Source organism: Rhizobium sp. SVR5-2C (assembly GCF_056755115.1).
Genome location: NZ_JBNDHT010000198.1, coordinates 1 through 9,176, shown reverse-complemented (window position 1 = coordinate 9,176; position 9,176 = coordinate 1). Strand labels below are relative to the sequence as shown.

The 9,176-nt window shown below is 60.9% G+C and carries 4 protein-coding genes; 3 read left to right on the top strand and 1 reads right to left on the bottom strand.

The features are described 5' to 3' along the window. The first annotated feature begins 140 nt into the window (after window positions 1–140). Window positions 141–6,566 (top strand): translocation/assembly module TamB domain-containing protein, encoded by a 6,426-nt coding sequence (locus tag ACPYOI_RS33005; protein WP_481423958.1) that lies wholly within the window; start codon window positions 141–143, stop codon window positions 6,564–6,566. A gap of 21 nt (window positions 6,567–6,587) precedes the next feature. Here ACPYOI_RS33005 and ACPYOI_RS33000 read toward each other — a convergent pair whose 3' ends face one another. Continuing rightward, window positions 6,588–7,016 (bottom strand): Lrp/AsnC family transcriptional regulator, encoded by a 429-nt coding sequence (locus tag ACPYOI_RS33000; protein WP_168832664.1) that lies wholly within the window; start codon window positions 7,014–7,016, stop codon window positions 6,588–6,590. Window positions 7,017–7,160: 144 nt separating this feature from the next. Here ACPYOI_RS33000 and rocF point away from each other — a divergent pair, with 144 nt between their 5' ends. Next, on the top strand, window positions 7,161–8,096 hold the full coding sequence (rocF, locus tag ACPYOI_RS32995) for an arginase (RefSeq protein ID WP_481417274.1): 936 nt from the start codon (window positions 7,161–7,163) through the stop codon (window positions 8,094–8,096). A 14-nt stretch (window positions 8,097–8,110) separates the two neighbouring features. After that, window positions 8,111–9,176, top strand: a 1,066-nt coding sequence (rocD, locus tag ACPYOI_RS32990; protein ID WP_481423957.1) for an ornithine--oxo-acid transaminase, incomplete at its 3' end; no start/stop codon positions are given.

Here is a 9,176-nt window from a genome sequence, read left to right as displayed (position 1 = left end):
ATTTTGCCGTACCTTTGAACAAGTACGAAGATGGTGCAAGTTTTGGCATCTATGCCGGAATAGGGCAGTCTTTCTAGAGTGCCGGTACTCGCGGTGTTTCAACCGTCGAACTGTGACAAAAACGGGGTAGTTTCGCCTCCATGCAAGCACTGACGAAGTTCGCGAATTGGACCATAAAGGCGATCGGTGTTTCTACCGGCGTCGTGCTGATTCTTGCTGCGGCCGCGATTGCGATCTTCGGCTTCACCTCCTTCGGCTCCCGGATCATCACGCAACAGGTTGCGGAAATCCTTTCGAACCGGGACATGACGATCAAGGTCCGCGACCCTGGCAGCCTTCTGAGCGGCGGACTGCGCGCGGCCGAGATAACAGTCTCCGATACGCGTGGAGTGTTCGCGCAGATCAACGGTCTCTCGATAGACTGGAACCCCTTGGCGCTCCTCCGCGGCACATTCGACGCGCAGGAGGTCTTGGTCGACTCGATCAATGTCATCCGAAAGCCGGTGCGGACCATTCCCTCATCACGGACAGCAGCCGAGGATGGCGGATTTAATCTGCCGATCAAGATCGACGTCGACAAGATCGCCGTCGCGGGCATCAATCTCAGTGAGCAGTTCGCGGGCCACGCGTTTACGCTAACGGCCGACGGCAGCAATCTGAAGGCCGACCGGAATGGCGGGAGTGCCACGATCAATGTCGGCCGCCCGGATGTGCCGGATGCCAAACTTCTGGCCGACATGGCGTTCAGGCCAGATCGCAACCAGTTGCGGCTGAAGGCCCAGCTTACTGAGCCGAAAGGAGGGCTGCTCGCAACTTTCCTGTCCCTGCCGGGCGATCCTGCTGTCAATCTCGCCGTCGACGGCGATGGGCCGATCTCGGATTGGAACGGTCGCCTTCAGGCATCACTCGACGGCCAACAGCGCGCTTCGATTGAAGGCCGTCACGCGTTGACGCCGGACGGCTTGCACCACGTTGACCTTAAGGGCGGTGGCGATCTCAGCACTCTTCTTCCGCCGGCCTTTCGACCATTGTTTTCCGGCCAGACGAACATCGACGTCTCCGCCACCTTCGACAACAAGGGCAAGCTCGATATTCAGACCGGCAACATAGCGACCGGCAGCGTCGTTATTGCAGCATCAGGCACCTTGGATCGTCGGGGCAACAACAGTCTCAACGCCAACGTGCTCGGCACGTCGGGCCCGGTCGACTTTCGTTGGCCGCTTGCTGATGGCGAAGCCCGCTTCATGATCACCGGCCTCAACCTGGCGCTGACCGGCGATGCGCAGACGGCACGACTGAACGCCAGTGCCTCTCTTGATGCGGCGACATTGCCAGAGGCGACGATCGGCAACGTGAAGCTGACCGCCAAGAGCGAAGCCTTCAATCTGACGCAGCGCGCCGGTGCCGTTCAATTGCGGATGGTCGCCGGCGATTCGACGTTCACGAATCCTGACATCAATCGAGCAGTACAAGGCCCCGTGACACTCGTCGCGCCACTTCAGATCGCGCCTGAGGGCATAGGCTTCAACGGCACGACTTTCGAGAGCGCCAATGCCAACGGTACCGTCAACGGCACCTACAAGCTTGACGATCAGACGCTGACGGGAAATACAAAGCTCGTCGTCCAGCCGGCGGCGCTGCCACCCGCCATTGCTCAGCGTTTCGATACGCCGATCGCTATCGAAACGCAGGTCTCCGGGACGATTCCTTCGAAGATCAGTCTTTCAAATCTCGCCATCAAATCTGGAACGGTCGAAGCCGCCGGCACTGTGACGCTGGATGGCGACAACATCGCGGCCACTCTTTCCGGGCGGCTGCCCGACCTGAGGAAGTTAACAGAAAACGCCGAAGGCGAGGCGAGCTACGCGATCGATGCCAGCGGCTCGATAACGGCACCGGTCATAAAGGCGAGTGTCAGCGCCGCGAGACTACGCACTGCCGGCCGCACGATCAGCGATCTCAACGTTGAGATATTCGGCAATGCCGACCCTGCCGCGCCGCGAGCGACCGTGGACGGAAAGGGCGCCATCGACAGCCAGCCGATCGCCATCAATGCCAACGTGCAGTCTGCAGCCGGCGCCATTAGCATTCCGTCCCTGGTGGCGGATGTCGCCAGCAACCGCCTGCAAGGCAGCCTGCAATTTTCTCCAGGCTTCGAGCCGACGGGCACGCTTGAGTTCGATTTCCCCGATATAGGCCTGCTCGCGATGTTTGGCGGCCAGAAGGCACAAGGTGACCTCAAGGGCACGCTCAACATTACGAACGACGCCGGCAAGATCGGGCTCAAGGTCACGGCCGCAGGAAATCGGATACAGCGCGACACGCTTTCCATCATACGGCCCCACATCAATGTCACTGTCACCGATCTGAGAGCATTGGCCGCCAACGGTGTCGTCAGCGCCGACGAGATTTCGTCGGGCACGAACAAGCTCGCGGCACCGACGCTGACCTTCGTGCAGCAGCAGAACCGCACGAATTTCGATCTTAAGGCTGCATACGATAACAATCCGCTGCTTGCTGCGGGAAATGTTGAAGCAAGCGCCGGCAACATGACGATCCGGCTCGACCGGTTCTCCGGCAAGCCGCGCAATATTCCAGTTGAACTCTCCCACCCCGCCGAGATCGCGATTGCGAACGGCAGGGCCATGCTGAACGACCTTGCGATCAAGACCGGGAACGGTTCGGTCACGGTCAGCGGCTCAGCGGGCGAGACGCTCGACATCGCCGCCGATATCAAAGAACTCCCGGCAAGCCTCGCCAACAGCTTCGTTCCGAATCTGGATGCGGCAGGCGCCATTTCCGGCACCGGATCTGTCAAAGGCACGCCTGCAGCGCCGATTGCCGATTTCAAGCTTGATTGGAAAAACGCCGAGGTCGCCCAGACGAAGCGCGCAGGACTGGCGCCATTCGATATCGCGGCGACCGGGAAATACGTCGACAACACCCTCGACTTCGACACAACGCTCGATGGCGCCGATGATTTGGCCTTGAAGGCACGGGGGAATATCGTCGTCGCCGGAACAGGCGGTCAGAGCCTGAAAATCGACGCCGATGTCGTCAATCTTCCGGCAAAAATGGCAAACGGCTTCGTTCCGGACCTTGCTGCCGAAGGTGCGATCACCGGGAAAGTGACAGCTTCTGGAACGCTCGCTGCTCCAGCGGTCGATTTCGATCTTGATTGGAAGGACGCCGCCACAAGCCAGACGAGACGCGCCGGCCTTGCTCCGCTGGGTCTCAGCACGACCGGTAAATTTGCCGATAACAGGCTCGCCTTCGACGCCAATCTGGCCGGCGCAGACCGGATGCGCCTGAGGGCAGACGGCAATGTCGTGATTGCCGGTACCGAGGTGCAAAGCCTGCAGGTCAATGCTGACCTAAATAATGTCCCGGCGGATGTTGCCAACAGCTTCGTGCCGGGGCTCGCGGCCGAAGGCACGATCTCCGGAACGGCCAAGGCGTCGGGCACGCTTGCTGCGCCAGCCGTCGATTTCAACCTTGCTTGGAAGGACGCGGCCACAAGCCAGACCAAAAGCGCCGGATTGAAATCGCTCGGCTTGAATACCGCCGGCAGATTTGCCGACAACAAGCTCGACTTCAATGCGGACCTCACTGGCGCAGCCAATCTCAGCCTGAAGGCGGATGGCAATGTCACGGTCGCCGGTACGGCGGTCCAAAATCTGCAGGTGAACGCCAGCCTCGCCAATGTCCCCGCGAGCATTGCAAATAGCTTCATGCCCGGGCTCGCCGCCGAAGGTACCCTCTCCGGAACCGCCAAGGCGGCAGGAACGCTTGCGGCACCGGCTGTCGATTTCGATCTCGACTGGAAGGACGCCGCGACAAGTCAGACCAAGAGCGCGGGATTGAAATCACTGGGCCTGAGCGCCACCGGCAAATTCGCCGATAACAAGCTCGACTTCAATGCAAATGCCAATGCCGCAGACGGGGTGACCGCAAACGCGTCAGGTAACGTCACCGTTGCTGGAAAAACGGTCCAGAGTCTGAATATTAACGCCGACATCAGCAACGTTCCGGCAAGCATCGCAAACGGCTTCGTGCCGGGCCTGGCAGCCGACGGCATTGTGTCTGGAACGGTTACTGCCTCCGGGACACCCTCGTCGCCTACCGTTGATTTCAAGCTTGATTGGAGGGACTTGGCGACAAGCCAGACCAAGGGCGCCAAACTCTCGTCGCTGGACCTTACCGCAAGCGGAAAGTTTGCCGACAACAAGCTCGATTTCAATGCGAATGCCAGCGGCGCTGACGGGGCCTCGCTGAAGGCCACCGGCAATGCGACTATTGCGGGCAAGACTGTCGAAACCCTGAAGGTCGATACAGCCATTGCCAATCTTCCTGCCGGTATCGCCAACAATTTCGTACCGGGCCTTGCAGCAGAAGGCATCATTTCCGGAACGGTTACGGCCTCGGGGAGCCTGGCCTCGCCTACAGCCGATTTCAAAATTGACTGGAAGAATGCGGCGACCAGCCAGACGAAGAGCGCCAGACTCTCGCCGCTCGACCTTACTGCAAGCGGTAAGTTCACCGACAACAGGCTCGATTTCGACGCGAATGCCCGCGGCGCTGACGGCGCTTCGCTCAAGGCAACCGGCAATGTCGCGATTGCAGGCAAGACGGTCGAAAGCTTGAGGGTCGATGCGGCGATTGCCGATCTCCCGGCGGCCCTCGCCAACAACTTCGTGCCGGGCCTTGCAGCGGAAGGCATCGTTTCAGGAACGGTCACCGCGTCAGGAAGCCTGGCCTCGCCGACAGCCGACTTCAAAATTGATTGGAAGAATGCCGCGACCAGCCAGACCAGAAGGGCTGGCCTGTCGCAGCTCGGGCTGAATGCCGCGGGCAGGCTCGCAAACAACCGGCTCGACTTCAATGCCGATCTGAATGGCGCCGGCAACGTGTCACTGAAAGCCGGTGGCAATGCCATGATCGAGGGAACGACGGTCAAGAACCTGGATGTTAAGGCCGATCTCTCCAATCTTCCGGCGAGCGTCGCAAACGGCTTCGTGCCTGGCCTTGCTGCAGAAGGAAGGGTTTCCGGGACCGCTTCGGTATCAGGGCCGCTGTCTGCACCAAAAGTTGATTTCAAGCTCGACTGGAGGGACGCGGCGACGAGCCACACAAGAGGGGCCGGGCTTCCGCCATTCGCAATAGCTGCAAGCGGCAACCTCACCGACAACACTCTGACGATCGATAGCAACCTTAGGGGCGGCAGCGGCCTCTCCATGCAGGGTGGAGGCAGCGTTGCGATCACCGGCAATCGCGCCCTCAACCTGCAAGTTCGCGGCAACGTCCCATTTGCAATGTTTGGCGCACAGCTGGCGCAGCAGGGTTTTGTCGCCGACGGCACGGCCAACATAGACCTCCGTGTCGCCGGCACGGCTGCCGCCCCCTTGATCAATGGGACCATCGCAACGAGCGGCGCGAGGCTGGTCGATGTCCGCAGAAATCTCGCGCTCAATAACGTCACCGCCAACATCAGCATGAATGGCGAGCAGGCTACGATCTCCCGCCTGAGCGGCAATCTTGCGAGCGGCGGCAGCATTGCCGCAAGCGGCACGATCGGCATACGGCCAGGCAGCGGCTATCCGGCCAATATCGAGGTCAGGCTCGACAGGGCAGTCTATGTCGATGGAACGCTCCTCGTCGCGACGGTCAACGGCAATCTCGGTCTGCGCGGCCCCCTGCTCTCCAGCCCAACCCTGAGCGGCAGATTGAACGTGGAAAAGGCATCGATCACCGTTCCGGACAAGCTGCCGACATCCTTGCGCGAGATCGATGTCAGACACATCAACGCGCCGCCCGCCGTGCGCGCCCAGATGCGTGATGAAAGCCAGCAAGGACCCAGGGCGAAGTCGACGATCAGCCTCGATCTGCGGATTGATGCGCCGGCGCGGATTTTCGTCCGTGGCCGCGGCATCGATTCGGAACTCGGCGGCAGCGTCACGATCAGAGGAACCGCCGCAACGCCCATCGTTTCCGGCGGCTTCACAATGCGCCGCGGACGGCTGACCATCCTTAACCGGCGGCTGACCTTTACCGACAGGAGCCGCATTACCTTTGCCGGCGATTTGACGCCGGCGCTCGATATGGAGGCGACATCGGTGTCCGGAAACACGACGCTCACAGTCGATGTCACCGGACTTGCGACCGACCCCTCGATCACCTTCTCGTCGTCGCCGACCTTGCCGCAGGACGAGGTGCTGGCGCAGCTGATCTTCGGCCAGTCCATGTCAAAGCTCTCGCCGGTTCAGATCGCGCAGCTCGCCGATGCCGTAAGCCAGCTGGCGGGGGGCCGTTCTACCTCGCTTTTCGAGGGGCTTCGCAATCAGCTTGGTGTCGATGACCTCAACATCAGCACCGATGAACGGGGCCAGACGAGCGTCAGTGTCGGGCGCTACCTGAATGAACGCACCTACTTCGAATTGCAGCAGGGCGGAAGAGCTGGAGCCAAGGCGATCATCAATCTCGATGTCGGCCGCGGCGTGAAGCTGCGTGGCGCCGCGGGCGGGGATGGCGCCGGCGAAGCTGGCGTCTTTTACGAGCACGAATACTAGGGTCAGGATCTACTGCTGACCCTAGAACCCGGTCTTGCTGGTCTTCAGCAGGATATTGGTTTCGGTCGAATTGATTCCATTGATGAGCCGGATGCGGCGGAGCGTCTCATCGAAAGAGACAAGGTCCCGGTCCTCGAGCTCAGCGACAAAGTCCCATTTGCCATTGGTGCTGTGCAGCGCCCGCACCTGGGGGAGCCCGCGCAACTGATCAGCCACCCGGTCGGCCAACTTGCCGAGGACCTCGATCATGACGATGGCGCGAACGCCGGCAGCGCGCGTCTCGTGACCGGTTCGGATCGTGAAGGCGGCAATGGTGCCGTTGGCAACCAGTCTCTCCATGCGAGCGGCTACCGTTGCGCGCGACGCACCGGTCATCGCGGCAAGGGACGATATGGGCGCTCGGGCATTGTGCCGAAGCGCGCTGAGGAGTTCTTGGTCAAGGTCATCCATTGCGATCACTTTGTCGAAAAGCACTTAGCAAAGTGTATAATAGAGCTTATCTTCTGACACTTTTCCATCTTTTTGCTGTCACGCCGATATCCGAATATAGGTTCGAATCCAAAGTCGAAATCCGGTGCCCCAGGGAGCCTCAGAATGGAAGTTCAATCTCGCTCAGTCACGCTCATCGGCGTTCCAGTGGAAGAGGGCTCAGGGCGGCGCGGCGCGGCAATGGGCCCGGCAGCCCTTCGCATCGCCGGTGTGGACCAGACCCTGATCGACCTTGGTCACGATGTGCGCGACGAGGGTGACATCCGCGTTGTTCCGGCACGGGATCTTCCGAACCATCCCAAGGCGCACAACCTGCGCCTCATCGGCGCTTATACGCGTGCGCTTGAAGCCAGCACCTATGACGCCGCGGCGGCTGGCCGTTTTCCGCTGATTTTGGGGGGCGACCACAGCCTGTCGATGGGCAGCGTCTCCGGCATGGCACGTTACGCCGCCGAAAAAGGCCGTCCGCTGTTCGTGCTGTGGCTGGATGCCCATTCCGACTTCAATTCGCCGGAGATATCGCCTTCGGGCAACATGCACGGCATGCCCGTCGCTTTCTTCAGCGGCCATGCGGAATTGGCGGAAATCCTGCCCAAGGACCGGCCTTTGGTCGATCCGCGAAACGTGTTTCAGGTCGGCATCCGCTCCATCGATCCACGTGAGCGGGAAGAAGTTCAGAAGCGCGGTGTCAATGTTTTCGATATGCGCTCCATCGACGAACAGGGCATCGCAGCCATCATGCGCCACATCCTCAGCACGATCAAAGAGGCCAACGGCCTGCTGCATGTCAGCCTGGATGTCGATTTCCTTGATCCGGACATCGCACCGGGTGTCGGCACCACCGTTCCCGGCGGCACGACGTTCCGCGAGGCCCACCTCGTCATGGAAATGCTCTCCGACAGCGGGCTCGTTTCGTCCCTTGATCTCGTGGAGCTCAATCCCTTCCTGGACGATCGCGGCAAGAGTGCCCGCATTCTCGTGGAGCTGACGGCAAGCCTCTTTGGCCGCCGCATCTTCGATCGTCCGACACGCGCCGCATAAGGGGGGAAACGGCAATGACCACATCCGCAAACCTGATCGCTACCGAACAGCAGCTTGGCGCCCATAACTACAAGCCGCTCGATGTCGTCCTGACGCGCGGTCAAGGCGTCTACGTCTGGGACACCGACGGCAGCCGCTACCTCGATTGCCTTTCCGCCTATTCGGCGGTCAACCAGGGGCACTGCCATCCGAAGATCCTTGCGGCGATGGTCGAGCAGGCCGGAAAGCTCACGCTGACGTCGCGCGCATTCCGCAACGACCAGCTCGCGCATCTCTACGAGGAGCTGGCGGCGCTCACCGGCTCTCACAAGATCCTGCCGATGAATTCCGGTGCCGAAGCCGTGGAGACAGCGATCAAGGCGGTTCGCAAATGGGGCTACGAGGTGAAGGGCGTCCCGGAGGGCAAGGCGGAGATCATCGTCTGCTCGGATAATTTCCATGGCCGGACGCTCAGCATCATCAGCTTCTCCACCGATCCGGACGCCCGCACCGGCTTTGGACCCTACACGCCCGGTTTCCGAACCATTCCCTTCGGCGACAGCGAAGCCTTTGCGGCCGCGATCAACGAGAATACTGTTGCGGCACTCATCGAGCCGATCCAGGGAGAAGCCGGCGTCGTCATCCCACCCGTTGGCTATTTCAAGCACGTCCGGGAATTGTGCACGGCAAACAACGTGACGCTGATCCTGGACGAGATCCAGACGGGCCTCGGCCGCACCGGCAAACTCCTGGCAGAGGAGCATGAAGGCATCGAAGCCGATGTGACGTTGATCGGGAAGGCGCTGTCCGGCGGCTTCTACCCGGTATCGGCCGTCCTTTCCAATTCGGAGGTTCTTGGGGTCCTGAAGCCCGGCCAGCACGGCTCGACGTTCGGCGGTAATCCCCTCGCCTGCGCCGTCGCGCGCGCGGCACTTAAGGTGCTGACCGAAGAAGGGATGATCGAAAACGCCGAGAAAATGGGCGCATACTTCCTGGACGGGCTGAAGTCGATCCGCTCCAACATCGTCAAGGATGTGCGCGGCCGCGGCCTGATGATGGCGGTCGAGCTGGAGCCCGAAGCGGGTGGAGCGCGCCAGTATT

Bases quoted from the DNA above. Each gene is read 5' to 3' on its own strand.
- ACPYOI_RS33000 (WP_168832664.1), bottom strand. From the start codon at position 7,016: ATGGATGACCTTGACCAAGAACTCCTCAGCGCGCTTCGGCACAATGCC.
- ACPYOI_RS33005 (WP_481423958.1), top strand. From the start codon at position 141: ATGCAAGCACTGACGAAGTTCGCGAATTGGACCATAAAGGCGATCGGT.
- rocF (WP_481417274.1), top strand. From the start codon at position 7,161: ATGGAAGTTCAATCTCGCTCAGTCACGCTCATCGGCGTTCCAGTGGAA.